The following is a 25,183-nucleotide window of genomic DNA, read 5'->3' on the forward strand; positions in this document are numbered from 1 at the left end:
GTCACTCGTGCTTGGCGTCGCGGGTCGAGGCGACCATGCCTTCGTGGATGAAGCCGATCGGCAGAACCTCGGCGGCGCGCTTCTTGAGTTCGCCCTGCATCTTTTCGTATTCGGCTTCCATCTTCTGCGTCACCGTGGCGCGCGAATCGCCGAGCGCTTCCTCGAAATCAATACCCGAGACTTCGGTGACGTCGTTGCCGACGCGGCGCAGCGCATTGAGCCCGGCGCGGCGGACGACATCCTCGAGGTCAGCCCCGGTGAAGCGGTTGGTCTTGCTCGCGACCATCGCGAGATCGACATCCTTGGCCATCGGCATGTCGCGGGTGTGGATCTTGAGGATATGCTCGCGGCCTTCCTTGTCGGGGGTGCCGACATAGACCAGCTCGTCGAAGCGGCCCGGGCGCAGCAGCGCGGGGTCGACCAGCATCGGGCGGTTGGTCGCGCCGATCACCACCACCGATTGCAGTTCCTCCAGCCCGTCCATCTCGGACAGGATAGTGTTGACCACCCTTCCGGTAACCTGCGGCTCGTTGCCGCCGCTGCCGCGCGCCGGGACCAGGCTGTCGATCTCGTCGATGAAGATGATGCAGGGCGCCACCGCGCGCGCTCGGCGGAACATGCGCGCGATCTGCTGCTCGCTCTCGCCATACCATTTGGACAAAAGGTCGCTCGATTTCATCGAAATGAAATTGGCCTCCGCCTCCTTGGCGACCGCCTTGGCGAGCAGCGTCTTGCCGGTTCCGGGCGGGCCGTAGAGAAGAAAGCCTTTGGCCGGACGGATACCCAGGCGGTGGAACGCCTCGGGGTTCTTCATCGGCAGCTCGATGCCTTCCTTGAGCTTGTCGACCGCCTCGGAAACGCCACCAATATCGCCCCATTCGACATTGGGTACCTGCACCATCACTTCGCGCATGGCCGAAGGCTGGACCCGTTTGAGCGCCGAGATGAAATCCTCGCGGCTGACATAGAGATCGTCGAGCACTTCGGGCGGGATGGTACGCTCGTCGAGATCGAGCCTCGGCATGATCCGCCGCACCGCATCGATCGCCGCCTCGCGCGCCAACGCGGCGATGTCCGCGCCGACGAAGCCATGCGTGGTCCGCGCCAGTTCCCTCAGGTCGACCTTTTCGCCCAGCGGCATGCCGCGGGTGTGGATGCCGATGATCTCGCGGCGGCCGTTCTCGTCGGGTACGCCGATCACGATCTCGCGATCGAAGCGGCCGGGGCGGCGCAGCGCCTCGTCGATGGCATCGGGGCGGTTGGTCGCCGCGATCACCACCACGTTGGTGCGCGCCTCGAGCCCGTCCATCAGCGTCAGCAGCTGCGCGACGAGGCGCTTCTCCGCCTCGCCCGGCACGCGGTCGCGCTTGGGGGCGATCGAATCGATCTCGTCGATGAAGATGATGGCGGGGGCGTTTCGGCTGGCATCCTCGAACACCTCGCGCAGGCGCTTTTCGCTCTCGCCATAGCCAGATCCCATGATTTCCGGGCCATTGATGATCGAGAAATAGGCGTCGCTCTCGTTGGCGACCGCCTGCGCCAGCCTCGTCTTGCCGGTTCCGGGCGGGCCGTGGAGCAACACCCCCTTGGGCGGGTCGACGCCCAGCCGGGTGAACAGTTCGGGATAGCGCAGCGGCAGTTCGACCATCTCGCGCAATTGCTTGATGGTGTCCTCCATCCCGCCGACATCGTCGTAATTGACCGTCGCACGGCCACCCGCGGGTTCCTCGAACTCGGCGCGCAGCTCGACCTCGGTGTTCTCGTCGATATGAACGATGCCCTTGGGCGCGGTCGACACCACGGTCAGGCGGATTTGAGTGAGCGCATAGGCCGGCGCGTTGAACATTCGGCGCACTTCGGGCGGCATGTTCTGGACCGGTTGCTGCCCGGTGGTGGCGACCAGATCGCCCGCGACCAGCGGCTTCTGGAAGAAATTGCGCTTCAGCGCCTGGGTCGGGCCCTGCAACCGCATCTCGCGGCTGGCGGGCGCGAACACCACCCGTGTCGCGGGGCGCGATTCGGCGACCGCGATATGGACATGCTCACCCGAGCCGACCTCGGCATTGCCGCGCTGGAGCCCGTCGAGCCGGACCACGTCGAGCGCCTGGTCCTCGTCGTAGGCGGGCATCGCGAGCGCAGCGGTGACGCGCTTGCCGGTGATCTGGACGACATCGCCCTCGGTTATTCCGAGCGCCTGGAAGGCGGTCCGCGGGAGCCGGGCGATGCCCTGCCCGCTTTCTTCCTGCCGCGCCGCCGCGACCTGTAGCCGGACGGTCTTGTCGTCGATCGCTGCTTCCGCTTCTGCCATGCCCGGTCCCGTTCCTTTGCGTTCTGTCGAGGAAGCGCAGATTGGGTGCGCCCCTCAGAGATGCAACCGAGGACGAGGCCGTTGGGGTCCGAACAGCTTGGCCGTCAAAGGTGCGGCATCCGGATTGCGGACAGAAAAAAGCCCGGCTGGATGAACCGGCCGGGCTTGGAAGTCTTGGGAGAGGATGCCTAAAAGGCAGGGAGACATATGCAGTTGCAGCATTTTTTGTGCAAGTGCGAAAAGAACATTGCGAGTTGCATGGAGCGCAACCGAAACTTGCATTCGGCGCTGCATTCTCCCCCCGTGACAGTGCGCGCGCGCCTCGCTAAGCGACAGCGCCATGAACAAGCTCTATCCCGATGCCGCCGCCGCCCTCGACGGGCTGCTCAAGGACGACATGCTGATCGCCAGCGGAGGTTTCGGCCTGTGCGGCCTCCCCGAACGGCTGCTCGACGCGATTCGCGACAGCGGGATGAAGAACCTCACCTTCGCGAGCAACAACGCCGGGATCGACAATGAGGGCATCGGCAAGCTGCTGCGGACGCGGCAGGTGAAGAAGATGATCTCGTCCTATGTCGGCGAGAATAAGGAGTTCGAACGCCAGTTCCTTGCCGGCGAGCTCGAGGTCGAATTCTGCCCGCAGGGCACGCTGGCCGAGCGCATGCGCGCCGGCGGCGCGGGCATCCCCGGTTTCTACACCAAGACCGGCGTCGGCACCCAAGTCGCCGAGGGCAAAGAGGTGAAATCTTTCGCCGGAGAGGATTACATCCTCGAGCACGGCATCTTCGCCGATCTCGCCATCGTCAAGGCGTGGAAGGCCGACGAGACCGGCAATGTGGTGTTCCGCAAGACCGCGCGCAATTTCAACGCGCCCGCGGCGACCTGCGGCAATGTCTGCGTGGTCGAGGTCGAGGAAATCGTCCCCGCCGGCAGCCTAGACCCCGACTGCATCCACCTGCCCGGCGTCTACGTCAACCGGATGATCCTGGGCGCGCCCTACGACAAAAAGATCGAGTTCCGCACCGTGCGGGAGCGCGCCGAGGCGTGAGCCTGGGGCGGAGCCTGCTTGCGCTCGGCGCGCTGGGCTCTGCGCTCTCGCTGTCGGGTTGCGTCGCGGTGGTGATCCCGCTGGCGGCGGGCACGCTGATGGCGACTTCGGCGAAGACCAGCGGCGGCACCAGGGCCAATGAGACCGTGGCCGCCGATGCCGCGCCGCCGCCCGTCGTCATCACTCCGGTGGCGTCGGGTCAGGCTAAAGCGATCACCACAACGACCGTTGCACCCGGGGCGCTACCCGATTCGACCGCTGCTCTGGCCGCCGAAACCGCCTCCGCCGAGCTCGCACCCTTGCCGACAAGGACGTCCGAAGGCTTGACCGTTCTGCGCGGGCCGGCCCCGCCTCCCACGTCCGGAAGCGGGCGCATTGTCGAAGGCTTCCTCGCCCACGCGCTGGATCAGGCCGAACGCAATCCCACCCTCGCCCCCCGCCAGAGCGCGCTGCTCGCCGGGCCGGGGCTGCTCAGGCCCGAGCGGATGGACTGCGGAAACAGGCCGCCCGCGGTGATTATCGATCTCGACCCCGGCAAGGAGAGCTTCGACCCGCTCGCGCCCGCAGCGGCCGACCCCCGCCTAGCCGCGGCGCTGGCCGAGCTGCGCGCGCGCGAGGTCACCGTGTTCTGGACCTCGCACCTTGGCGAAGGCTTCGAGGAGAGCTTGCGCAGCGTGTTGGCGCAGACCGGGCTCGATCCGCGGGGCCAGGACCGGCTGCTGCTGCTGCGCTCGCTCGACCAGCGCAAGCACACGCGGCGCACCGAGATCGCGGGCACATATTGCGTGGTCGCCATGATGGGCGACGAGCGCGCCGATTTCGACGAACTCTTTCACTACCTCAGGCAGCCCGAGACGGCGCTGCGGCTCGACGCAATGCTGGGCAGCGGCTGGTTTCTGACCGACCCGATCCCTGCGCAGATTATTGGAGACGAATGATGGCAGACCAGACCGCGGGCTGGGACCGCAACCAGATGGCCGCGCGCGCGGCGCATGAGCTCGAGGACGGCTATTACGTCAATCTGGGCATCGGCATCCCGACGCTGGTGGCGAACCACATCCCAGAGGGCATGCATGTCACGCTGCAGAGCGAGAACGGTATGCTCGGCATCGGGCCCTTCCCTTATGAGGGCGAGGAGGATGCCGATCTCATCAACGCCGGCAAGCAGACCATCAGCGAACTGCCGCACTCGGCCTATTTCGACAGCGCCACCAGTTTCGGCATGATCCGCGGCGGGCATATCGACCTGACTGTGCTGGGCGCCATGGAAGTGGCCGAGAACGGCGACATCGCCAACTGGATGATCCCGGGCAAGATGATCAAGGGCATGGGCGGGGCCATGGATCTGGTCGCCGGGGTCAAGAAGATCATCGTGGTGATGGACCACACCGCCAAGGACGGCAGCCCCAAGTTCATCCCCCAGTGCACGCTGCCGCTGACCGGGACCAATGTCGTCGACATGGTGGTCACCAATCTCGCGGTGTTCCGCCGCCCCGACCATTCCAGCCCGTTCAGGCTGGTCGAGTTGGCGCCGGGCGTCAGCGCCGAAGAGGTCGCCGCCAAGACTACCGCTCAATACGACAACTGATTTCGCCAGCCCTGCTGCAGGGCTTGCGCCGCGTAGCCTCCGCCATCACTGTGGCTCCTCTGGAGAGAGGAACACATTGATGGCGATGAACAGGGTCTGCGAACTGACCGGCGCGGAGTTTCCACTGTTCGCCTTTTCGCATTGCCGCGACGTGGTTGCGGCGGTGAGCAGGGCGGGCGGTTTCGGAGTGCTGGGGGCGACGCGTTTCACCCCCGCACAGCTCGAGGAGGAGCTTGCCTGGATCGATGCGCATGTCGATGGCGCGCCCTATGGGGTGGATGTGCTGGTCCCCGAGGTGATCGACCCCGGCGTCGCCGCGCTGTCCGACAACCGGATGCGCGCCGCGGCGATCGATCCCGCCTATCAGGGCTTCACCAACGAAATCCTCGCCCGCTACGGCATCGCGCCCGAGCCCGAAATGCCGATCCTCAAGGAACGGATGGGGATCACACCGGAGAACGGGCTGGCGCTGATGGAGGTGGCCTTCCGCCACCCGATCAAGCTGATCGCCAACGCACTGGGGATCGCGCCCGCGGCAATGATCGCGCGCGGCAAGGAACTGGGCGTGCCGGTGGCGGCGCTGGTCGGCGCGAGGGAGCATGCGATCCGCCAGGCAGAGGCCGGGGTCGACATCATCGTCGCGCAGGGCACCGAGGCCGGCGGCCATTGCGGCGAGGTCACCACGCTGGTGCTCATCCCCGAAGTGGTCCGCGCACTGGCCAAGGCCGGGCACGATATCCCCGTGCTGGCCGCGGGCGGCATCATGACCGGCGGGCAGATGGCGGGGATGATGGCGGCGGGCGCGCAGGGCGCCTGGACCGGCTCGATCTGGTTGGCGACCCCCGAGGCCGAAACCAGCGAGGCCTTCCGCGCCAAGATGGTAGCGGCGCGCAGCCGCGACACGATCCGTTCGCGCAGCCGTACCGGCAAGCCCGCGCGCCAGCTGCGCACCCCCTGGCACGAAGCCTGGGACGATACCGGCGGCCCCGGAACGCTGCCGATGCCGCTGATGGGGATGGTCTCCGAACCCGCCTTCGCGCGGATCGAGCGCGCTGCGGCTGCGGGTAATGGCGAGGCGCGCGAGTTGGTGAGCTATTTCGTCGGTCAGGGCGTCGGGCTGGTCGAGCAGGTCCGCTCGAGCCGCCAGGTGGTCCAGGATTTCCGCGAGGAATTCCTCGAATCCGTCACCGGACTAGCGGCGAGCGTCGGGATCGAGTGACTTGACCGCGCGGCGGTGCTGCCCCAGCAGCGCCTCCCATGTGGCTCGATGCACCCCGCAATCCCAACGCCCCGCTCGCCGGGCTCAAGGTCCTCGAACTCGCGCGCGTGCTGGCCGGACCATGGACCGGGCAGATCCTCGCCGATCTGGGCGCCGATGTGATCAAGGTGGAGAGCCCCGAGGGCGATTCGACCCGCCAGTGGGGCCCGCCCTGGGTCGAGCACGGGGGCGAGCGCACCGCCGCCTATTATCACGCCTGCAACCGCGGCAAGCGAGGGATCGTCGCCGATTTCCGCAACGTCGACGACCTCGCCCGGCTCAAGCGTCTGGCTGCCGAGGCGGATGTCGTGATCGAGAATTTCAAGCCCGGCACGCTGGTCAAGTTCGGGCTCGATTACGAGGCGCTGGCAGAGGCGAACTCCGCATTGGTCTATTGCTCGATCACCGGTTTCGGTCAGGACGGCCCGCGCCGCGATGAACCGGGCTACGACTTCGTCGTTCAGGGAATGAGCGGCTTCATGGCGCTGACGGGCGAGCCCGAGGGCGCGCCGATGAAGATGGGGATCTCGGTCAGCGACCTGTCCTGCGGGGTCTGGGCGGCCAATGCGATCCAGGCCGCGCTGCTGATGCGCCATCGCACCGGCAAGGGCCAGTGGATCGATATGGCGCTGATGGATTGCTCGGTCGCGCTGCTGGCCAATCAGGCGCTGAGCTATTTCGCCACCGGTGACAATCCGCCGCGGATGGGCAATTCGCACGCGCAGGTCGGACCCTATGGCGTCTATCCGGTCACCGATGGCCATGTGATCCTCGCGCCCGCGAACGACGGATTGTTCTACAAGCTCATGAAGCTGCTCGACCGCGCCGAACTGGCGCAGGATCCGCGCTTCGCCAGCAATGGCGGGCGGATCGAGCACCGCGCACCGCTGGAAAGCGCAATCGCCGAGGCGACGCGCGTCTGGAGCCAGGCCGAGCTGCTCGCGGCCTGTCGCGAGGCCGGAGTCCCGGCGGGGCCGATCAACGATCTCGATGCAGTGTTCGCCGATCCGCAAGTGCAGGCGCGCGGATTGAAGATCGAGCTGGGCGGGATGCCCGGCGTGCGCAGCCCGTTCAATTTCTCCGATGCCGAACTCGCGCTGGATCGCCCCAGCCCGCGCCACGGCGAGCATCAGCGCGACTGAGCACCCGCGCCAGGCGGATGTGCCGGGTCAGACCTTCAGAGCCGCCTTCAGCGCATCGACCAGATCGGTCCGCTCCCAGGGGAACAGATCGCCCTCGGGGTTACGCCCGAAATGACCATAGGCGGCGGTCTGGCGATAGATCGGCTTGTTGAGCCCCAGATGCGTGCGGATGCCGCGCGGGGTCAGCCCGCCCAGCGTCTCGAGCGAGCGGATCGCCTCTTCGAGCGCGATTTCGTCCACCGTCCCGGTCCCATGCGTATCGACATAGAGCGACAGCGGCTGCGACACGCCGATGGCGTAGGACAGCTGGATCGTGCAGCGCGTGGCAAGCCCCGCAGCGACGATGTTCTTGGCCAGGTAGCGGGTGATATAGGCGGCCGAGCGGTCGACCTTGGTCGGGTCCTTGCCGCTGAAGGCACCGCCGCCATGCGGCGCCGCGCCGCCATAGGTATCGACGATGATCTTGCGCCCGGTCAGCCCGGCGTCGCCATCGGGTCCGCCGATCTCGAAAGCGCCGGTGGGGTTGATGTGCCACACGGTCTCGTCGGTCAGCCAGCCCTCGGGGAGAATCTCACACACGACGCGCTTCACATAGGCTTTGAGCTCGGCTTCCTTCGCGCCCTCATGATAGCCGGTGGCGTGCTGGGTCGACACCACCACCGCGGTGCAGGCGACCGGCTTGCCATCGCGGTAGAGCAGCGTCAGCTGGCTCTTGGAATCGGGTTCGAGAAAGGGGGCCTCCCCGCTCTTGCGGTCGCGCGCCAGCCGGTGGAGGATCTTGTGGCTGTAATCGAGCGGTGCCGGCATCAGGTCCGGGGTCTCGTCGCAGGCGAAGCCGAACATGATCCCCTGGTCGCCCGCGCCTTCGTCCTTGTTGCCAGCGGCATCGACGCCCTGAGCGATCTCGCTCGACTGGCCGTGGAGGCGGTTTTCCAGCACCAGCGTTTCCCAGTGGAAGCCGTCCTGGCGATAGCCGATGTCGCGCACCGTCTGGCGCACCGCCTGCTCGATCTCCTCGCGGGCGCCATCGACCCACTCGCCGTTCTCGAACACGCCGCGACAGCGGATCTCGCCCGCCAGCACCACGCGCTGGGTGGTGGTCAGCGTCTCGCAGGCGATGCGCGCCTCGGAATCCTTGGACAGCAGCAGATCGACGATCGCGTCGGAAATCTGGTCGGAAACCTTGTCGGGATGGCCTTCCGAGACGCTCTCGGAGGTGAAGAGATGTTCGCTACGCATGGGATCTCGATATAAGGAAAGCTTTATGTCTGGCTTTCTACCTAGCCCCGCCGCCGCCGGGTCGCAACCAGCCAGATCAGGAAAAAGCCCAGCGCCCAGAAACCGGTCAGCCAGTGGCCGGCGCGCGCGAACGGGGTCGGCGATTTTGCCTGCGGCACCTGCCCGTCGATCCGGTCGGCGCGCTCCATGCCGATATGGCTGCGCACCACGCCATTGGCGTCGATCACCGCGCTGATCCCGGTGGTGGTCGAGCGCAGCACCGGCAGACCCTCCTCGATCGCGCGCATCCGCGCCTGCGCGAGATGCTGCGGCGGGCCCCAGTAGCCGAACCAGCCGTCGTTGGAGGGGTTGAAGATGTAGTCGGGCCGGTTGGCGGGATCGACCGTCTCGCCCGAGAACACGATCTCGTAGCAGATCTGCATCCCCGCCTCGCCCCAAGGGCCGAGATCGATCGTGCGCGCGCCCGGGCCGGGAATGAAGTCGAGCGTCCCCGCCACCAGCCGGGTCAGGCCGAGCGGTTCGAGCAGCCCGCGCAGGGGCAGGTATTCGCCGCCGGGCACCAGATGCGCCTTGGCGTAGCTGCCGACGATCGCGCCCTCGTCATCGATCGCGGTGATCGAATTGTAGGCCCCGATCGCGCGCGTATAGTCGTTTTCGTCCTCGCCGATCTCGAGATCGACCGCGCCGGTCAGCAGCAGCGAATCGGGTCCGATCGCGCGCGCGATCCGGCGGCGCGCGAACAGCGGATCGCCGCCCGCGGTCATGCGGTCGTAATAGCGCTGCGGATAGTCGGGCTCGAGATAGTCGGGCACCGCGCTCTCGGGCCACAGCACCAGCCGCTGCTCGAAGGTGCGCTCCGGACGGCTGAGCCGGGCGAGTCGCAGGAACTGTTCTTCGTATTTGCTCGCATCGTTCATCTCGGCCTGCCGCAGATCGGGCTGGACCAGAGTGAGCGCCAGCGGGCCGGGTTTCGCGGCAGGCTGGGGGAGGTACATCGCCGCAGCGACGGCCAGCGCGGCGCCGCCCAACGGCAACCATTTGCGCGTGGTCGCGAGCCACAAGGCCAGCCCCGCCAGCAGGATGATCAGCGCGGAGAGCGCGTAGGTTCCGGTGTAGGGAAGTAGCAAGGCGATGCCAGGCCGCTCGTAGGGTCCCAGCAACATCAGTGACAGCGGCCCCCAGGCATAGCCGGAGAAAACCCAGCTTCTCAGCCATTCTCCCACGATCCAGCTCGCGGCCAGCAAAAGCGTGACAGGGAGGGTGCCAGGCTGGCGAACCAGCGCGCGGGCCACGCCCGCAGCGAGTGCGGGATAGAGCGCGAGATAGAGCGAGAGCAGCGGCACCGCGACCCAGCCCAGCACCGCAGGCATTTCCGCCTGATGGGTAAAGGCGGTGGCTATCCAGTTGTTCGTAAGCGAGAAATGCGCGACGCCGAACAGCCAGCCGCGCATCGCCGCCTCGCGCCAGCCTGCTGCCCCGAGCAGCAGCCAGAGCAGCCCCGCCACGCCGGCGATACCGACCGGCCAAAGCCCCAGCGGCGGATAGCCCAGCGCCGCGAGGGCGCCGCACAGCAGCGCCACCCAGCGCGGGTGCTCGCTAAAGATACGGACAATCCGCTCCATCGCCCTGACGGTCGCGCGAGTGGCCGAAACGGGCCGGCTTAGCCCGCCACGCTCAGCTTGGTGTTGCCGCCGGCCGCCGGTTTGCGGCGGCGGCGCGGCGCGGGCTTGTCTTCGGAAGCAGCGTCATCGTCGGCCGAGAAGGACGGCGGAAGCGCCGCGGCGTCGATCTCGCCGCCGTCGTTGCCGCTGGTGGCCCCGCCGCTGCCGGCAGCGCTGGCAGCGCCACTGCTGGCGGCATCCGGCTTGCGGCGACGCGCGACGCGCTTCTTGGAGCGCTCGGCCTGCTCTTCCCTGTCGTCGTCGCGGGTGAAGGGGTTGTCGTCCGCTTCGTAGCTGTCGCCCTCATCGCGGTTGTTGTCGCTGCGATCGTCACGATCATTGTCGTTGTTGCGCTCGTTGCGATCCTGGCCCGAGCGTGGCGAGCCGTCCTGCTCGTCGCGCCCCTGTTCGTCGCGCCCCTGTTCGTCGCGCCCCTGTTCGTCCCTGCGGCCGCGCGGGCGACGGTTGCTGGTGTTGCCAGGGGTGTTGCGGCGGCGGCTGTCGTTCTCGCCGTCGGAATCGTCGCTGTCGTTGTCGTTGTCGTCCGACTGGCTGCGCTCGTCGGAGCGCTTGCCGCGCGCTTCGTCCTGGCGCGCCTTGTTGTCGGCGATGACGCGGAAATAGTGATCGGCGAACTGGAGATAATACTCCGCCTGCACCCGATCGTCATTGTGCTGGGCGTCCTGCGCCAGCTTCTTGTACTTGTCGAGCATCTGCGGCGCATTGCCGCGCGCACGGCTGTCGATCCGGTTGGACTGGTTGCCGCCGCCACCGCCGCCGCCCTGGCCGCGGTTGGAATTGTTGTTGTTGCGACCGCGACGCCGATTGTTGTTACTGTTGCGGTTGTTATTGTGATTGCTGTTCAAGGGTATCCGTCCTCAATTGTGGCGCGGCGCGAACCCCCGGGTTCGCCTATGGCCGCATGCCCCCTTGCGCACTTGCCCTCGAGCAAGCCGCCTCTCCCTTCTCATGCATGGTATGCGGGGCCTGAACCTCGCACCAGAACTGCAATTTAGGAGCTTGAACCACCGGGACGAACATGCCGCGCTCCGGAGGTCTGATTAGAGAGGTAAGGGGTGCGAGCACCTTTGCCAAGCCTTTTATGTCAACAACAGGGCACGAGGGCGACCCGCGAGGTCATGATGGAGGGCGGCATCAAAACCGGCGGCGGTGGCGAGGCGCCCGACCGCTTCGGCCTGGGTCGCGCCGATTTCGAGGATTGCGGGCGCGCCCTTGGCCAGCAATCCGCGCAGGGCGGGGATCAGCACGCGGTAATCGTCGAGACCTTCCGCGCCTGCGAACAGCGCGCGGGCCGGTTCGTGGTCGCGGACCGAGGGGGCGAGATCGGCATCGGTCTCGACATAGGGCGGGTTGCACAGGACGAGGTCGAAACGGCCGAGACCATCCGCCCAGCCGGGCTGTCGCCAGTCCGCGTGGCGCAAGGTGACCCGGTCGGCCATCCCCAGCGCAGTCGCATTCTCCTGCGCGACCGCCAGCGCCGCTTCGCTCGCATCAAGCCCAATGCCCTCAGCCTCAGGCCAAAGCGAGAGCGCGGCGAGCAGCAGCGCGCCGGTGCCGGTGCCGAGATCGAGAATCCGCGCAGGGTGCGGGCGGGCGGCGAACCATTCGCGCGCCGCCTCGATCAGCGTCTCGCTGTCGCCACGCGGGATCAGCGTGTCGCGCGTGACCCTGAGATCGAGCCCGTAGAACTCCTGCCGCCCAAGGATATGCGCGACCGGCTCGTGCCCGGCGCGGCGTTCGACGAGCGGTGCGAAACCCGCCGGTTCGGGCTCGCGCAGATGGCGCAGCAGCAGGTCGGAGCGCGTGACGCCAAGCGCATGCGCCATCAGCAGTTCGGCATCGAGCCGGGCGGTGTCCGAACTCGCCGCCAATTGCTCCGCTGCCTGCCGGATCGCCGCCCCGACGATCGCCTCGCCCGCGCTGGCCGCGCCTTCGCTCACTCGCTCATCGCCGCGAGCCGCTTGGCCTCGTCCTCGCCGATCAGCGCATCGATCAGTTCGGCGAGCCCCGGACCCGCCATGATCTCGGGCAGCTTGTGCAGCGTCAGCCCGATGCGATGATCGGTGACGCGCCCTTGCGGGAAATTGTAGGTGCGGATGCGTTCGGAGCGATCGCCGCTGCCGACCATCGCCTTGCGCGCCTCAGCCTCGGCACCCTGCGTCGCCTCGCGCTGCGCCTCGTAGAGCCGGGCGCGCAGGACCTGCAGCGCCTTTTCCTTGTTCTTGTGCTGGCTGCGCCCGTCCTGACAGGTGACGACGGTGCCGGTGGGAAGATGGGTGATGCGGATCGCGGAATCGGTGGTGTTGACGTGCTGCCCGCCGGCCCCGCTGGCGCGATAGGTGTCGATCTTGAGGTCCTTGTCCTCGATCTGGACATCGACTTCGTCGGCTTGCGGCAGCACCGCGACGGTCGCCGCCGAGGTGTGGATCCGCCCGCCGCTCTCGGTCTCGGGAACGCGCTGGACGCGGTGCACACCGCTCTCGAACTTGAGCTTGGCGAACACCCCGGTACCGGCGACATTGGCGACGATTTCCTTGAAGCCGCCGACCTCGCTCGCGCTCATGCTGACCGGCTCGACCTTCCAGCCGTTCTCGGCGGCGTAGCGTTCGTACATGCGGAACAGATCGCCCGCGAACAGCGCCGCCTCGTCGCCGCCGGTGCCGGCGCGGATTTCGAGCATGGCGGGCTTGGCATCGGCAGAGTCGCGCGGGAGCATGGCCAGCGCCAGCTCGCGTTCGGCTTCGGGCAGGCGCGCGCGGATCGTCTCGAGCTCATCCTCGGCCATGGCCTTCATCTCGGGATCGCCGAGCATCGCTTGCAGTCCGGCGATCTCGTCGCGCGCGGCGCGGACCTCGGCGGCGATCCGGGCGATCGGCTCGAGCTCGGCATAATCGCGGCTGGCGGCGACGAATTCCTCGCCCGCCAGCGTCCCCGACGCCAATCGCGCCTCGATCTCGGCGAGGCGGCGACCGATCTGGTCGAGCCGTTCGGCGGGGATGGTCATGCTTGAGCGGCCATATCTGGGTGACACGCGGTGACACGGCTGTCACCCGCGTCCCAGCGGAGAGGGTGACAAGGGGTGACAGGGGTGTCACCCTTGTCCAACAACAACATATTCTTGTAAAACAGCAACATAATCAGGGTTTTCATGGGCGTGGGTGACAGATCGGGGGGTGACGGTTCCTCCGCAGGCGAGCGAGGGATCGGAATGCACCCGGCATGCCAAACCTGCCGCGTGTAGGAAAGGTGTTTCGCCGCCCCCTCACAATCGTCATCCCGGCCCCCGAGCCGGGATCGCGCGGCTTTCGGCGCTGCACCCGAAGAAAGCTCGATCCCGGATCAAGTCCGGGGTGACGGGTGGGTGGGCGCAATGACGATCGGGTGGAGCAGTTACGCTTGCAGCCTGTCCAGCACGGCCTGCACCCGCGCGTGCTCGGGCACTCCCTCTGCGGCGCGCAGATTGTAGACGGTCTTGCCGTCGCGAACGGAGAGGCTGACGAGGACGCTGGCGTTGAGTTTTGCCGCCTTGTCGAAGCGCTTTTTTGGCGAGCCGCTGGCGATCGTTTCGACCGAAAGTCCCGCGGCGCGCAGCTCAGCGGCGGCGGTGATCCCGGTGCCGAGCAAGTCGTCGTCCTCGACCGCTAGCGCGACCGCAGGCGCGTCTTCGCCCTTCTCCCCCACCAGCATCGCCAGACGCTCGATCCCCGCCGCCCAGCCCACGGCAGGGGTTGGCGATCCGCCGAGCGATTCCATCAAGCCGTCGTAGCGCCCGCCGCCGAGAATCGTGCTCTGGCTGCCGAGCGCGGCGGCGGCGGGGCTGCCCTCGTCGGGGACGAATTCGAAGGCGGTGTGGCGGTAATAGTCGAGCCCGCGGACAAGGCTTTCAGCGCGTTGCCACCTTACCCCGGCGGCATCCAGCCCGCTGGTGACCTGTTCGAAGAACACCAGCGCCTCGTCCGAGAGGAAGGCGTCGATCTTCGGCGCATCGGCGACGAAAGCGCGGTCGCGCGGGTCCTTGCTGTCGAGAATGCGCAGCGGGTTCTTCTCGAGCCGCTCCTGCGAATCCTCGCTCAATTCGCCCTTCACGCTTCGGAAATGCGTCACCAGCGCGGCGCGCCAGGCGTCGCGGCTGTCGGCATCGCCCAGCGTGTTGAGCTGCAGCGTGACGCCGGTGATCCCGAGTTCGCGCAGCAGCTGGTCGGCCATCGCCAGCAACTCGACATCGGCCTGCGGCTCGGCCGCGCCGATGATCTCGGCGTCGACCTGGTGGAACTGGCGGTAGCGGCCCTTCTGCGGGCGCTCGTAGCGGAACAGCGGGCCGTGGCTCGCGAGCTTGAGCGGCGCGTGCTGCTGCCAACCATTGGTGAGGTAGGCGCGCGCGATCCCGGCGGTGAATTCGGGCCGCAGGGTGAGCGAATCGCCGCCGCGATCCTCGAAGGAATACATCTCCTTGGAGACGATATCGGTGGTCTCGCCGATCGAGCGGGCGAAGACCTCGGTCTTTTCGAACACCGGCATCTCGGCACGGCGGAAGCGGTAGAGCTTGCGGACGCGCTCGAAGGTCTCGACCACGAAGGCGAAGGCTTCGGCGTCGGGTCCGAAGATGTCCTGCGTGCCGCGGATCGCGTGCGGGGTGCCGGGGGAGGTGCTGGAGGATGTTTTCGCCATGGCGCGCGATTAGGCGGCGATTGGTTCTTTCGCAATCCCGCTGCGCCCGCTAGAGGCGCGGCGATTCAGCAGCCATGTCGGCTGGGGGGCGGCTCCGGCCCACTCCCCCCTCCCAATCATCCGAAATGGCCAGCCACCCGAGATGGTCCCGGTCGCGCGATCGGGTGGCTAAGCGGGCGAGCGGGCCGGAACCGAAGCGAGCAGAACCATGCGTATCGACAAGATTCCCACCGGCGACAACGTGCCCGACACCCTCAATGTGATCATCGAGGTGCCGACCGGCGGCGAACCGGTGAAGTATGAATTCGACAAGGAATCGGGCGCGCTGTTCGTCGACCGCATCCTCCACACGCCGATGCGCTATCCCGCGAATTACGGCTTCGTGCCGCACACGCTCTCGCCCGATGGCGACCCGCTCGACGCGCTGGTGATCGCGCGCAGCCCCTTCATTCCCGGCTGCGTGGTCCGCGCCCGGCCGATCGGCGTGCTCAACCTCGAGGACGAGCACGGCGGCGACGAGAAGCTGATCTGCGTGCCGGTGGACACGACCTTCCCCTATTATTCCGATGTCGCCGAAACCAAGGACCTGCCCTCGATCATCTTCGAGCAGATCGAACACTTCTTCACCCACTACAAGGATCTCGAGAAGGAGAAGTGGGTGCGGGTCGGCAAGTGGGGCGATGCCGCCGAAGCCAAGCAGATCGTGCTGGAAGCAGTCGAGCGCGCGACCGAAGCAGCCAAGCCGGACGCCAAGCCAGACGGCGCCGACTGAACCGAGCCGCGGTTACTCGACCGGGCGGGAGGAATCGAGCAGGTCGGTCTCGCCCGCTCCGGCAGCGCGTTCGGCATCGACCATCTGCGCGACTTCATCGGTGGGGCGCAGATCTTCTTGAGGAGGCGCAGGCCTGGCGGGCGCGTCGGATGCGTCGGGCGACGGCACGGAACGCGATGAGTCGCGGTCGCGCCGGACATCGTTGATGTTCTCGAACGGCACCGTGGCCGAACGCGGATCGAAGCGCAGGCGATAGATCGGCTCGGGCAGAGCGAACCCGCCCGCCTCCAGTGCGTGCTTGACCGCGGGAATCGCCTGGCTCTGGGTCTTGAACCAGTCGCTTTCGTTCTGGTCGATCCAGGCGAGGAACCGGATCACAACATTCGATTCGCCGACCTCGATAATCCGCGCCTCGGGCGGCGGGTCGTTCAGCACGAAGGGCAGCGCGGCCAGCGTATCGCGGCCCAGCAGGCGCGCCGCGCTGGCGTCGTCATCGGCATCGACTCCCAGATCGAACTGGAACCGACGCTGCGGATTGCGGGTAAAGTTGATGATGACCGCCTTGAACACCTGCGAATTGGGGATGCGCAGATGGTTGCCGTCGAGCGTCATCAGCACGGTCGCGCGGCTGGTCAGGCGGATCACCCGCCCCTCCAGATCCCCGATCTGCACCAGTTCATTGGCGCGGAAGGGCTGGCGCAGGCTGAGCATCAGCGAGGCGACGTAATTCTCGATCGTGTCGCGCATCGCGAAACCCAGCGCGATGCCGATCACGCCCGCGCCGCCCAGCACCGCGCCCATCAGCGCGCCCGCCCCGATCATGTCGAGCGCGATGACCACGCCCAGCACCACCGCGACGAAGCGGATCGCGCTGGCGATCAATTCGGCGAGGAAGGGATTGGGCGCGATACGGCGCCACAGACCCGTCAGCCCGGCGAGCAGGTAGCCCAGCACGATGATCACCAGCGCCACGGTAAAGGCGATGGCGAGCAGCGGGAGCATTCTCGCCAGACCGTCCAGCCGCTCGCCGATGCTCGTCAGGCCGCCCAGCGAGGCATCGACCGAGACATCGCGATCAATCGCATTCTCGACCGTGACCACCCCGGAGACGCGCCCGGCGATCGCTTCGGCGCGGGCGATATCGTCTTTCGTCGGGACCGTTCCCGAAAGCGCGACCACGCCCTGGTTCGTGGCGACATCGACATCCGAGAAGGCCGGCAGTTCGCGGAAAATGCCGCGGATGCGCGCGGCGATCCGCGCGTCCGAGCCGCTCTCCTGCGTGTCCTCGATCGTCTGCGCCGGTGCCGGAGCCTCGGCGGCGGGCGTTGCGGGAGCCTCCAGCGTCGGCAGCATGGCCGAGGCGGGACTCGCGGCGAGCAGGAGCAGCAGCGCGAAGAGGCGGCGGATCATTCGCCCGCCACCGTCATCCCGTCCACCCGCAGGGTGGGCGCGTTGATCGCATGGATCATCTCGAGATCGTTTGCTGGCACCAGCGCGCGGAACATGGCGAGCAGATTGCCGGCGATGGTGATTTCGGCCACCGGCCCGGCGATCTGCCCGTCGATGATGCGAAAGCCGGTGGCGCCGCGGCTGTAATCGCCCGTAACCATGTTCACCCCCTGCCCGAAGACGCTGGTGATCAACACGCCATCCGCGATATCCGCGATCAATTCATCGCGCGACAGTATGCCGGGCGCGAGGTGGATATTGCTGGCCGAGACGCCGGGCGCCCCGCCCCCGCCGCGCGCGGCATGGCCGCTGAGCGGCGCATCGAGCTGGCGCGCCGCGGCGGAATTGGTCAGCCAGCCGAAGATGCGCCCGTTTTCGACCAGTGCGCGGGCCGTCGTCGGCAGTCCCTCGCCATCGAAGGGACGCGAGCGTAGGCCGCGCGGGCGATGCGGATCCTCAAGAATGCGGATCGCCGGATCGAACAGCTCGTCGTCCTCTTTGCCGAGCAGGAAGCTGGATTTGCGCGCCACCGAAGGCCCGCTCATCGCACCCAGCAGATGGCCGATCAGCCCCCCGCCCACGCGCGGATCGAACACCACCGGGACAGGGCCGCTGGGCATCGAGACCGGGTCGAGCTTGGCGACGGTGCGCCGCCCGGCCTCGGCGCCGATCTCTGCAGGTGCGGGGAGATCAGCGCGGTGGCGTGCGGTGCGATAATCAAAATCGGTCTGCATCCGGCTGCCCTCGCCCGCGACCACGCTGGCGGACAGGCTGTGCCCGGTCGCCTCGTAGCCGCGCGCGAAACCGTGCGAGGTGACTAGCGCGGCGACCGAATGCGAGAAGCTGGCGCTGCCGCCGTTGGAATTGGTGACGCCTTGAATCGCGCGCGCCGCATCCTCGGCCTCGAGCGCGGCTTCGCGCAAGGCTTGGGGGGCGGGTTCGTGGGGGTCGCGCAATTCGAGATCGGGGATCGCGCCGGTAAACAGGCGGTCCTGCGGCGCGAGGCCGGAATACGGGTCGTCGGGCGCGAGCCGCGCCATGGTCAGCGCGCGCTCGGCCAGTTCCTCGAAGCTGGCGCGGGAGAAATCGCTGGTCTGGATCGAGGCGGAGCGCTGGCCGACCATGACCCGCAAGCCGATCGACTCGCCCTCGGAACGCTCGACCTCCTCGAGCTTGCCCAGCCGGATCGCGACGCTTTCGGAAGCCTGGGCGCTGGTCACCGCATCGGCGGCGTCGGCGCCCAGCCGGCGCGCGGTCTCGACCAGATCGGCGCAGCGCGCGATCGCTGTTTCGGCGTCGATCATGGATTGAGTGTTCCGGAACCTGTCATGCCGGTTCGGGTAGGTGCCTGCGCAGCGCTTGGCAATTGCCGCAGGGTTCGAGCCCCTGCGGGTTGCAGTCAGAACATCGTCTTGAACGCCGCCGTCATCAGCACCGGCAGGCCGATCGCCAGCACCCACAGCGCGATCTGGTCGCGGCGGAAGGCACCGCCGAGCTGCGGATCGTGCGCTTCGCTGTCGTCGAGATTGAGCCAGCGGCGCTCGAACCAGCGGCAGCCGGGGATGACCGCGCCGACGAGGAAGACCAGCGCGACATAGGGCAGGATCGAGGAGAAGCCCGCTTTGAGCGCGTTGACCGTCATGAAGATCTGCAGGCCGGTGTAGACGATCAGAGCCAGCGCGACATTGTCGCTCATCGACTTGCGCCAGTCGCGTGCCTGCGCTGCGTGGTGGCTTGTTGTGCGCGCGGTGACCTTGGGGTCCTGCGCGCCGCTCTCGATCGCCCTGTTCATCGGTGCGACTCCCTTTTTTTCCTGTCCCGCGAGGATTTATTCCAGAATTGCGCGGATAGCGCAAGTTGTGCGCTGCGTACTGTCCGGTTCCGACACGATATTGCGCGCGCCTGCTCGCCCCCCGGCATGGCATGGTCGCTATCCTCCCAAACGCACAAGGCGCACGACCAGCGGGGTTTTCACTACCGCCTGCCATGCTAAAGCCTTCCCATGGCCGATACTGCCCCCCCAACCCTGCAACCCGACCACCTCGCCGAGGAGGCGCTGGTCGAGGCCGCGCCGCCGCTACCCGATGGCGGGCTGGGGGGCGGGCTCGAGGTGGTGTCGATAGCCAAGAGCTACGACAAGACCGTGGTGCTGTCGGACATCTCGCTGACCGTCGCCAAGGGCGAGGTGCTGGGCCTGCTCGGCCCCAATGGCGCGGGCAAGACCACCTGCTTCTATTCGATCATGGGCCTGGTGCGCCCCGATGCCGGACGCATCCTGATGGATGGCGAGGATGTCACCAAGCTGCCGATGTATCGCCGCGCGATCCTGGGGCTGGGCTATCTGCCGCAGGAGACGAGCATCTTTCGCGGGATGACGGTCGAGCAGAACATCGCCTGCGTGCTCGAGATGGTCGAGCCGGACAAGGCCGTGCGCAGCCAGGAACTCGAGCGGTTGCTCGAGGAATTCGGGCTGACCCGGCTCCGCTCCAGCCCCGCGATGGCGCTGTCGGGCGGCGAACGGCGCCGCTGCGAGATCGCCCGCGCGCTCGCCGCCAAGCCCTCTATCATGCTGCTCGACGAGCCTTTTGCCGGGATCGATCCGCTGTCGATCAACGACATCCGCGATCTGATCAAGGATCTCAAAACGCGCGGCATCGGGGTGCTGATCACCGATCACAACGTCCGCGAGACGCTCGAGATCGTCGATCGCGCCTGCATCATCTACGGCGGGCAGGTGCTGTTCGCGGGCACCCCCGAAGCGCTGGTCGCCGACGAGAACGTGCGGCGGCTCTATCTCGGCGAGGGCTTCACCTTGTGAGCGCGCTATCGCCCCTTGAGCTTTAGGACGCGGCCATGGCCCTGAGCCCGCGTCTCGATCTGCGCCAGACGCAATCGCTGGTGATGACGCCGCAATTGCAGCAGGCGATCAAGCTGCTGGCGCTGTCGAATCTCGAGATCGAGACCTTTGTCGGCGAGGCGCTCGAGACCAATCCGCTGCTCGAGATGGGCGAGACCAGCCACGAGCGCGGCGATAGCCAGGGCGGGGCCGATGGAGGGGGAGACGAACCCGCCCCCGAACCGCGCGAGCACGAGAGCGACGGCGGTTTCGACGGCACCGAGGCGCTCGATATCGCGCCAGGCGCGCTCGACCCCGATGCCGCGCCTGGCGATCAGGGAGACTGGGGCCGCGCGGCGAGTTCGGGCGGGATGTCGGACGAAGGCCCGCCCGACCTCGAAAACCGCGCCAATGGCGAGCCCACGCTGGCCGAATATCTCGCCGATCAGATCGGCGCGGTCGCGCATGACGAACGCGAAGCCTTCGTCGCGGCGCGGCTGATCGGCGAACTCGACGAGGCTGGCTATTTCACCGGCGATCTCTTCGCGCTCGCCGACGAGCTGGGCATCGCGCTGGCCGAGATCGAACGCGCGCTCGAATTGATCCAGACGCTCGATCCCACCGGGGTCGGCGCGCGCACGCTGGGCGAATGCCTGGCGCTGCAGGCCCGCGAGGCGGACCGCTACGACCCGTGCATGGCGCGGCTGATCGACAATCTCGATCTGGTCGCGGCGGGCGAATTCGCGCGGCTCAAGCGGATGTGCGAGGTCGACGACGAGGATTTCGCCGACATGCTCGCCGAGCTCCGCAGCTACGACCCCAAGCCCGGCTGCCGCTTCGGCGGCGCGGCGCAATCCTCGGTGGTCCCCGATGTGCTGATGGCATCGGATGGCGCGGATGGCTGGACGATCCGCATCAACGAGGCGAGCCTGCCGCGGCTGGTGGTCAATCGCGAGTATTTCCTCGAATTGAAGGGAGGCGCGCGCGACAAGCAGTCGCTGTCCTGGCTCAACGAGCAATTGTCCGAGGCCGACTGGCTGATCCGCGCGCTCGACCAACGGCAGAAGACCATCCTCAAGACCGCCGCCGAGATCGTCAAGCGCCAGGCAGGCTTCTTCCGGCGCGGGGTGGCGGCGATGAAGCCGCTGACCTTGCGCGAAGTGGCCGAGGCGATCGAGATGCACGAAAGCACGGTCAGCCGGGTCACCAGCAACAAATACCTCTCCTGCCCGCGCGGCACCTTCGAGCTCAAATATTTCTTCTCGAGCGGGGTCGCGGCGGCCGATGGCGAAGGCGCGTCTTCCGAAGCGATCAAGGCGCGAATCCGCGCGCTGTGCGACGGCGAGGACACCAAATCGGTGCTCTCCGACCAGAAGCTGGTCGATCTGCTCAAGGGCGAAGGTTTCGACCTCGCCCGCCGTACGGTGGCCAAATATCGCGAGGCGATCGGCATCGGTTCGAGCGCGCAGAGGCGGCGCGCGAAGAAGCTGGCGAACTATTAGGCGCGCGCGGGACAAGCCCCCAGGCCCGCCGGATCCGGATGGCCTTCAAACCGCCCGCTTGTCTCGTTACAATGCCCCTTAACGGCGAAAAGCCCCTGAACGGCGAAAAAAGTTAACGCGTTTTACCCCTCGTTAACCTTTTTCATTCAGAGCTTGTGTGGTTAATAAGGCGCAACACTCCTTACCGACAGGTTGCGAAATCTTTGGGGTCAAGCCGGGGGACCACCCATGCGTGTATTGCTGATCGAAGACGAACCCACGACCGCCAAGGCGATCGAGCTGATGCTCACCACCGAGGGGTTCAACGTCTACCAGACCGATCTCGGCGAAGAAGGCCTCGATCTGGGCAAGCTGTATGATTACGATATCATCCTGCTCGATCTCAACCTTCCCGACATGCATGGTTACGACGTGCTCAAGAAACTGCGCGTCGCCAAGGTGCAGACCCCGGTGCTGATCCTGTCGGGTGTCGCCGAGATGGATTCCAAGATCCGCAGCTTCGGCTTCGGTGCCGACGACTACGTCACCAAGCCGTTCCACCGCGAGGAACTGGTTGCGCGCATCCACGCTGTGGTGCGCCGTTCCAAGGGCCACAGCCAGTCGGTCATCCGCACCGGCAAGCTGGCGGTGAACCTCGATGCCAAGACCGTCGAGGTCGATGGCGCGCGGGTCCACCTGACCGGCAAGGAATATGCGATGCTCGAGCTGTTGAGCCTGCGCAAGGGCACCACGCTGACCAAGGAAATGTTCCTCAACCACCTTTATGGCGGTATGGACGAACCCGAATTGAAGATCATCGATGTGTTTATCTGCAAGCTGCGCAAGAAGCTGAGCCACGCCTGCGCGGGCGAGAATTACATCGAGACCGTCTGGGGCCGCGGCTATGTACTGCGCGATCCCGACGAAGAGGCCGAAGCGGCTTAATCCGCAGCGCCAACCCCATTTGAAATTCGTCTCCTGGACGAGAACAGACGCCCGGGGCCTTTCGGTCTCGGGCGTTTCCCGTTAACGGCGCGCGCATGACGGCATTCAAGGAAGGCGACCCGACCACGTTGAAGCGGCTTTATGGCCGCTCGATCGGCAAGCCGCTGCGCACCCACCAGCAGGGCCTGGTCGACAATCTGCTGCCCCGCATCGCGGTGCCGGACGATGGCCCGGTGACCGCCGAGCGCCTGTTCGGCGACGCCGAAGGGCGTGGGCGCCCGCTGCATTTCGAGATCGGCTTCGGCGGCGGCGAGCATCTCGCCTATCGCGCCGATCTGCTGCCCGACCACGGTTTCATCGGGGCCGAGCCCTATATGAACGGCGTGGCGCAGGCGCTGGCGCATATCGAGGAACAGAAGCTCGCCAATATCCGGCTGCACGACGGCAATGCGCTCGAAGTGCTCGAGCGGGTCCCCGATGGCGCGCTGACGATGCTCTACCTGCTCCACCCCGACCCGTGGCCCAAGAACAAGCACGCCAAGCGGCGGATGATGAACGACGGACCGGTGCAGATGTTCGCCGACAAGCTGAAGCCTGGCGGCGAATTCCGCTTCGGGACCGATCACGCGATCTACCTGCGCCACGCGCTGATGGTGATGCGGCGCTTCACCGACGTCTTCGAATGGGTGACCGACGGGCCGACAAGCTGGCAGCAACGCCCCTCGGGCTGGCCCGAAACCCGCTACGAGAAAAAGGCCCGCGACGTGTTCGGCCACGAGGTCTGGTACTTTCGATTTAGACGACGCTAGAGTACGATATTCTTGTATTACCAAGTACTTAGATGACTCGGCTTACGCCAGAATAGCCTCCATTTCGCTCCTTTTTCCGCTTGCGTGATTACCCGGTGATTGCCAGAAAAGGGACACGAGGTTTCGGATGGCAACAGGAAAAATCACGAAAAAATCGATAGACGCGGTTGAGGCTGGCAGCTCGAGCCAATTTTTATGGGACACTGATCTCAAAGGTTTTGGTGCCAAGATCACGCCTTCAGGAAGCATCTCTTACGTCCTTCAATTCAGGATGGGAGGGCGTGAGACAATCGCACGGCGTTATACGATCGGCTCACATGGGTCTCCATGGACACCTACGACCGCCCGCTCGGAAGCCGAACGCCTGCTCTTGATCGTCGGCCAGGGCATTGATCCTGTGGAGGCTGACAAACAGAGGCGTCGGGAGGCAATCGATCTGGCGTTCGACAATTACGCGCGGCATTTCACCCGTTCCTGCAAAGGCGAGGGATGGCGTCGTCTGGTCGAGCGTGTGATCAGGCTCCATCTTGAGCCAGTTCTACGCAAGAAGCCGCTGCCTTCGATCACCAGGGCAGATATCGTATCAGTTCTCGACCAGATGCCGGAAGAGCAGGTCGCCAATCGTCGGAACGTCTTTGCGGTAATGCGGCGCCTATTCCGCTGGGCTGTAAGTCGTGGCGATCTCGAACGCAGCCCTATGGAGGGCATGGAGACGCCGCCGCCGGTAAGGCCGCGGGATCGCTGGCTTTCTGACAAGGAGCTGCGCTTGATCTGGCATGCCACGCCCGAATGCCACCCCTGTTTCGGGCCGATTGTCCGCTTATTGATTTTGACCGGACAGCGCCGCGAAGAAGTTTGCGGGATGCACTGGCAGGAACTCGACAGAGCGGAAAGACTATGGACCCTGCCCGGCCAGCGCACGAAAAACAGCGAGTTCAACACCATTCCATTGAACCAACTCGCCATGATCGAACTTGATCGGTTGGCTGGCGGAGAGAAATGGCCGCGCAATGGCAGAGTGTTTGCGACCGCGAGTGGGGCAGGCTTCGCAGGCTACCATAAAGGCAAAATGAAGCTGGATAGCGCCATCGAGGAAACCGAAGGCGAACCTTTGCCTCCCTGGCGCCTTCACGATTTGCGACGAACGCTCGCGACGAATTTCCAGCGTTTAGGTGTAAGGTTCGAGGTTACCGAAGCGGTATTGAATCATGTAAGCGGTTCACGTGCGGGCGTGGCGGGAGTTTACCAGCGCCACGATTGGAAAGAGGAGAAACGCCATGCTCTTGATGACTGGAACAAGCATCTCGATTGCGTTTTGCATGATGCGACCCCCTCTACTGCGGTAGACAGCAAGTAGTACCGCCACCATTTTCCCGCGCCTTCTGAATAGGCGGGCACGGGACATCACCATAAGAGCAAAAGACACAACAGTCCCCTGGCAGTGGCTGCAGTCTTTTCTGGCAATGCTGGCATTCATAAAAAAACCAGCATGCGTTGGTCGGCATGGTTTCGGTGGTGGCCGCTTGGCAATGAGGGCACGTGATCGTGGAAACAGTCTGCATCAGGCTCCTCCGAGCGCGCGCATCAGCGGTTGTTCAATAAAGCTCCATAAGGCAGACAGAACGATCATCGCGGTGGCAATCAGCAATGTCAGTCGCGCAGTGCTGCCGCGGGCAGGCTTCTCACAGCCATCAGCACCGCAGCTGCGCACTTTTCGCAAGTGGAGGAACCACCCAAAGGCCACGATTAGGAAGGCTGCGACTGTAAGCGGCAAGTGGTAGGGAACAAACCAAGCCAGCCCTCCAGCGCCGAGTCCGACAGCAACGAGTACCAAGGGCAGAACGCAGCAAGCAGCCGCGGAGAGTAGCGCCGCTGCACTCGCCAGCACTCCAACGCCTGCAACCCCGCGATCGCTCACGCTTTTCGGCTCGTCGTATTGGATAGCGTGCTCAGTCATC

23 protein-coding genes are annotated in these 25,183 nt (G+C 66.1%); 11 read left to right on the forward strand and 12 right to left on the reverse strand.

Annotation, left to right across the window (positions count from 1 at the left end):
- Position 1 precedes the first annotated feature (1 nt).
- Positions 2-2,308, reverse strand: coding sequence for a CDC48 family AAA ATPase (locus tag ACWIKC_RS12055; protein WP_454597739.1), 2,307 nt, complete (start codon positions 2,306-2,308; stop codon positions 2-4).
- 340 nt (positions 2,309-2,648) lie between these two features.
- Here ACWIKC_RS12055 and ACWIKC_RS12060 point away from each other — a divergent pair, with 340 nt between their 5' ends.
- The 5 genes from ACWIKC_RS12060 (at position 2,649) to ACWIKC_RS12080 (ending at position 7,344) form a co-directional block, all read left to right on the forward strand.
- Entirely contained in the window at positions 2,649-3,356 is a 708-nt protein-coding gene (locus ACWIKC_RS12060; protein ID WP_454597740.1) for a CoA transferase subunit A, read from the forward strand.
- Positions 3,353-4,294, forward strand: a complete 942-nt coding sequence (locus ACWIKC_RS12065; protein WP_454597741.1) for a hypothetical protein — start codon at positions 3,353-3,355, stop codon at positions 4,292-4,294. The genes ACWIKC_RS12060 and ACWIKC_RS12065 overlap by 4 nt, the downstream gene beginning before the upstream one ends.
- Positions 4,294-4,944, forward strand: a complete 651-nt coding sequence (locus ACWIKC_RS12070) for a CoA transferase subunit B (protein ID WP_454597742.1) — start codon at positions 4,294-4,296, stop codon at positions 4,942-4,944. The genes ACWIKC_RS12065 and ACWIKC_RS12070 overlap by 1 nt, the downstream gene beginning before the upstream one ends.
- A 79-nt stretch (positions 4,945-5,023) precedes the next feature.
- The gene (locus tag ACWIKC_RS12075) at positions 5,024-6,163 is read left to right on the forward strand and encodes an NAD(P)H-dependent flavin oxidoreductase (protein WP_454597743.1); all 1,140 of its coding nucleotides are present in this window, start codon (positions 5,024-5,026) and stop codon (positions 6,161-6,163) included.
- 38 nt (positions 6,164-6,201) lie between these two features.
- Positions 6,202-7,344, forward strand: coding sequence for a CaiB/BaiF CoA transferase family protein (locus ACWIKC_RS12080; RefSeq protein ID WP_454597744.1), 1,143 nt, complete (start codon positions 6,202-6,204; stop codon positions 7,342-7,344).
- Between the two features lie 27 nt (positions 7,345-7,371).
- On the opposite strand, the gene metK is transcribed toward ACWIKC_RS12080, so the two are convergent.
- The 6 genes from metK to hisS form a co-directional block, all read right to left on the reverse strand.
- The gene (metK, locus tag ACWIKC_RS12085; RefSeq protein ID WP_454597745.1) at positions 7,372-8,583 is read right to left on the reverse strand and encodes a methionine adenosyltransferase; all 1,212 of its coding nucleotides are present in this window, start codon (positions 8,581-8,583) and stop codon (positions 7,372-7,374) included.
- A gap of 41 nt (positions 8,584-8,624) precedes the next feature.
- Entirely contained in the window at positions 8,625-10,205 is a 1,581-nt protein-coding gene (lnt, locus tag ACWIKC_RS12090) for an apolipoprotein N-acyltransferase (protein WP_454597746.1), read from the reverse strand.
- A gap of 38 nt (positions 10,206-10,243) precedes the next feature.
- Positions 10,244-11,110 carry a DUF4167 domain-containing protein gene (locus ACWIKC_RS12095; RefSeq protein ID WP_454597747.1) on the reverse strand — a complete coding sequence of 289 codons (867 nt, stop codon included), beginning with the start codon at positions 11,108-11,110 and terminating at the stop codon, positions 10,244-10,246.
- Positions 11,111-11,344: 234 nt separating this feature from the next.
- Positions 11,345-12,205 (reverse strand): peptide chain release factor N(5)-glutamine methyltransferase, encoded by an 861-nt coding sequence (gene prmC, locus ACWIKC_RS12100; RefSeq protein WP_454597748.1) that lies wholly within the window; start codon positions 12,203-12,205, stop codon positions 11,345-11,347.
- On the reverse strand, positions 12,202-13,269 hold the full coding sequence (gene prfA, locus ACWIKC_RS12105) for a peptide chain release factor 1 (protein ID WP_454597749.1): 1,068 nt from the start codon (positions 13,267-13,269) through the stop codon (positions 12,202-12,204). Before prfA ends, prmC begins: the two co-directional genes overlap by 4 nt.
- A gap of 386 nt (positions 13,270-13,655) precedes the next feature.
- Positions 13,656-14,933: a histidine--tRNA ligase gene (gene hisS / locus ACWIKC_RS12110; RefSeq protein WP_454597750.1), complete on the reverse strand. Its 1,278-nt coding sequence runs from the start codon at positions 14,931-14,933 to the stop codon at positions 13,656-13,658.
- Between the two features lie 208 nt (positions 14,934-15,141).
- Between hisS and ppa the strand changes: the two genes are divergently transcribed.
- Positions 15,142-15,705 carry an inorganic diphosphatase gene (ppa, locus tag ACWIKC_RS12115; RefSeq protein ID WP_454597751.1) on the forward strand — a complete coding sequence of 188 codons (564 nt, stop codon included), beginning with the start codon at positions 15,142-15,144 and terminating at the stop codon, positions 15,703-15,705.
- 12 nt (positions 15,706-15,717) lie between these two features.
- On the opposite strand, the gene ACWIKC_RS12120 is transcribed toward ppa, so the two are convergent.
- The 3 genes from ACWIKC_RS12120 to ACWIKC_RS12130 all read right to left on the reverse strand — a co-directional run bounded on the left by ACWIKC_RS12120 (position 15,718) and on the right by ACWIKC_RS12130 (position 18,946).
- A complete protein-coding gene (locus ACWIKC_RS12120; RefSeq protein ID WP_454597752.1) occupies positions 15,718-17,115 on the reverse strand; it encodes a mechanosensitive ion channel domain-containing protein in 1,398 nt (465 codons plus the stop codon).
- Positions 17,112-18,458 (reverse strand): TldD/PmbA family protein, encoded by a 1,347-nt coding sequence (locus tag ACWIKC_RS12125; RefSeq protein WP_454597753.1) that lies wholly within the window; start codon positions 18,456-18,458, stop codon positions 17,112-17,114. Before ACWIKC_RS12125 ends, ACWIKC_RS12120 begins: the two co-directional genes overlap by 4 nt.
- Positions 18,459-18,553: 95 nt before the next feature.
- On the reverse strand, positions 18,554-18,946 hold the full coding sequence (locus ACWIKC_RS12130; protein ID WP_454597754.1) for a hypothetical protein: 393 nt from the start codon (positions 18,944-18,946) through the stop codon (positions 18,554-18,556).
- Between the two features lie 210 nt (positions 18,947-19,156).
- On the opposite strand from ACWIKC_RS12130, the gene lptB reads away from it, so the two are divergent.
- From lptB to ACWIKC_RS12155, 5 genes are all read left to right on the forward strand, one after another.
- Positions 19,157-19,972 carry an LPS export ABC transporter ATP-binding protein gene (gene lptB, locus ACWIKC_RS12135; RefSeq protein WP_454597755.1) on the forward strand — a complete coding sequence of 272 codons (816 nt, stop codon included), beginning with the start codon at positions 19,157-19,159 and terminating at the stop codon, positions 19,970-19,972.
- Between the two features lie 35 nt (positions 19,973-20,007).
- Positions 20,008-21,492, forward strand: coding sequence for an RNA polymerase factor sigma-54 (gene rpoN, locus ACWIKC_RS12140; protein WP_454597756.1), 1,485 nt, complete (start codon positions 20,008-20,010; stop codon positions 21,490-21,492).
- Positions 21,493-21,720: 228 nt separating this feature from the next.
- Entirely contained in the window at positions 21,721-22,416 is a 696-nt protein-coding gene (gene ctrA, locus ACWIKC_RS12145) for a response regulator transcription factor CtrA (protein ID WP_454597757.1), read from the forward strand.
- 95 nt (positions 22,417-22,511) lie between these two features.
- Positions 22,512-23,225 carry a tRNA (guanine(46)-N(7))-methyltransferase TrmB gene (gene trmB, locus ACWIKC_RS12150; RefSeq protein WP_454597758.1) on the forward strand — a complete coding sequence of 238 codons (714 nt, stop codon included), beginning with the start codon at positions 22,512-22,514 and terminating at the stop codon, positions 23,223-23,225.
- Between the two features lie 127 nt (positions 23,226-23,352).
- The gene (locus ACWIKC_RS12155) at positions 23,353-24,582 is read left to right on the forward strand and encodes a tyrosine-type recombinase/integrase (RefSeq protein ID WP_454597759.1); all 1,230 of its coding nucleotides are present in this window, start codon (positions 23,353-23,355) and stop codon (positions 24,580-24,582) included.
- Here ACWIKC_RS12155 and ACWIKC_RS12160 read toward each other — a convergent pair.
- Both ACWIKC_RS12160 and ACWIKC_RS12165 read right to left on the reverse strand, forming a co-directional pair.
- On the reverse strand, positions 24,560-24,787 hold the full coding sequence (locus ACWIKC_RS12160; RefSeq protein WP_454597760.1) for a GDCCVxC domain-containing (seleno)protein: 228 nt from the start codon (positions 24,785-24,787) through the stop codon (positions 24,560-24,562). The two genes, ACWIKC_RS12155 and ACWIKC_RS12160, sit on opposite strands and share 23 nt — an antisense overlap.
- Positions 24,787-25,182: a hypothetical protein gene (locus ACWIKC_RS12165; RefSeq protein WP_454597761.1), complete on the reverse strand. Its 396-nt coding sequence runs from the start codon at positions 25,180-25,182 to the stop codon at positions 24,787-24,789. Before ACWIKC_RS12165 ends, ACWIKC_RS12160 begins: the two co-directional genes overlap by 1 nt.
- Between the last annotated feature and the right edge of the window lies 1 nt (position 25,183).

The sequence above is a fragment of the Qipengyuania sp. SM2507 genome (assembly GCF_053714505.1).